Annotated in this window: 2 protein-coding genes and 1 pseudogene; 2 read left to right on the top strand and 1 reads right to left on the bottom strand. The window is 64.4% G+C overall.

Going from position 1 to position 1,441, the window contains the following annotated elements:
- Both AC1D00_RS40915 and AC1D00_RS40910 read left to right on the top strand, forming a co-directional pair.
- Positions 1-387, top strand: a pseudogene (locus AC1D00_RS40915) (CoA synthetase); the annotation flags it as partial.
- A 202-nt stretch (positions 388-589) separates the two neighbouring features.
- A complete protein-coding gene (locus AC1D00_RS40910; RefSeq protein WP_477014619.1) occupies positions 590-1,168 on the top strand; it encodes a hypothetical protein in 579 nt (192 codons plus the stop codon).
- Positions 1,169-1,172: 4 nt separating this feature from the next.
- Here the strand turns inward: AC1D00_RS40910 and AC1D00_RS40905 are convergent.
- A partial coding sequence (locus AC1D00_RS40905; protein ID WP_477014618.1) for an oleate hydratase occupies positions 1,173-1,441 on the bottom strand: 269 nt, incomplete at its 5' end.

The following is a 1,441-nucleotide window of genomic DNA, read 5'->3' as shown; positions in this document are numbered from 1 at the left end:
GCCTATCTCTATCATCTCATTCCGCGCGTGATCCTGTTTCGCGAGGAGCACACCCCGCGCGTGTTCGTGCCGAAGGTCGATTTCGTCAGCGCCCGGGCGATCACACCGGGGGTCGCTCGCCGCGGCGGGCCATACGCGCTCCTGACCAACATGGCGCTGTTCGACTTCGACCGCGAGGCAGGCGGCTTTGCCCTACGCTCGGTGCACCCGCCCTTCACGCCGGCCGACATCAGGGAAAATACCGGCTTCACCTACGAAGAGCCGGAGGTGGTGCGGGAAACCGCGCGGCCCGATACGGCAACCCTGGCATTGCTGCGCGGCCGGATTTTCGACGAACTCGCCGAGACTTACCCGGCCTTTGCGAGGACGATGAAGCAGGCGGCATGACCCCTCGGCTCTGCCACGAAAAAAACACCGGCCTGGCGGCAAGTGCCTGYCGGGACGGGGTGGGCGATTGGACGAATCGCCGATGGGTGGCGCGGTGGTATTCCAGTCGGGTTTGGCGACACAAACGGGATCGCAACCAATTTGCGGTTCGATGGTTATTGAACGGAACTTTTCCGCGGTCCCCTGGCATATGAGCCCTACGATGCGCCTCTGCCGACCGGCCCTCGCAGCAGCCTTCGTTGCCCTCGCAAGCCCTTGTTTTGCCGACTCTTCCAGGCCGATTCCCGTCAACAATCCGCCGCTGCAGCAGAGCGCCTTCATCGATCTGCTGGCGCTGATGTCCGGCCACTGCAAGACGCTCAAGGTCGCGGGACGTACCCTTGCCTGCAAGACGGTGGCCTACGCCCATGGCGACACGGGCCGGGTCAATTTCGCCGTCGCCGTCGACGACCCCACTGATGCGAACCACGTCGTGTCGTTCTCCGGCGAGAACGGCAAGCGGGCCGACGACAATTCCTACGAGCTGCCGATCKACCGCATGCTGCTCAATTCCAAGGACCGGCCCAAGGTCGACGGCCTGCCGGTGCCGGCGGAGCAGACCTCCACCGGAATCTGCCGCCAGACCGGCAATTTCGCCGCCCGGAAGGTGACCGATGTCACCTGCTCCGCGACCGACAGCGAGGGCCGGAAGTACGAACTCCTGTTCGTCTCCGACGGCACGCCGGTGAGCGTGCGTCGCATCAGGCAGTCGGCGCCGTCGATTCAGGATCCGTTCAAGTAGACCTTCACGCGAACGCCTTCTCCAGGGTCGCGAAGATCACCGCGAGCGACTTGTCGTGGCGGGTCACCGGCGGCACCGGGCGATCGATCTTCATGAGCTGATAGACCGCCATCTGCGCCGCGCGCACCGAATATTCGACGGTGAACACGACGTCGTCGGGGATTTCGACGAACTGGCTGACGAAGGCGAGGTTGACCGAATTCCTGGGCACCGGCAGCGGCCGATCGGTCTCGTTGCGCGGCATGAACATGCTGGTGATGTTGGGCATGCGGC

Source organism: Bradyrhizobium sp. P2_E8 (assembly GCF_056403875.1).
This window is presented reverse-complemented; position numbering and strand designations above follow the sequence as displayed.